Below are 325 nucleotides of genomic sequence, written 5' to 3'. Positions count from 1 at the left end.
CAACTGGGTGCTCGATGCCGACATACGCAACTTCTTCGACTCGGTCGACCACGAGTGGCTGCTGCGGATGGTGGCGCGCAGGATCGCCGATCCTCGCATATTGCGGCTCATAGAGCTGTGGCTGCGGGCCGGCGTTCTTGAGAGCGGCGAGAAGCAAGAAACGGATAGGGGGTACCCCGCAGGGGGCGGGCATCAGTCCGCTCCTCGCCAACATCTTTCTGCACTACATCCTCGATCTCTGGACCCATCAATGGCGCCGTCGCCGCGCACGCGGTCGCGTTGTGGCCGTTCGCTATGCGGACGACTTCGTCATGGGCTTCGAGAG

At 63.1% G+C, this 325-nt stretch carries 1 protein-coding gene; it reads left to right on the top strand.

Annotated features, from left to right (window positions below):
* Positions 1-137: 137 nt before the first annotated feature.
* Positions 138-325, top strand: a 188-nt coding sequence (locus tag AC0L3S_RS39230; protein ID WP_473285322.1) for a reverse transcriptase domain-containing protein, incomplete at its 3' end; no start/stop codon positions are given.

The sequence above is a fragment of the Bradyrhizobium sp. Ken01 genome, from assembly GCF_055807355.1.
The sequence above is the reverse complement of the archived record's forward strand: the minus strand, read 5'-3'. Positions and strand labels throughout refer to the sequence as shown.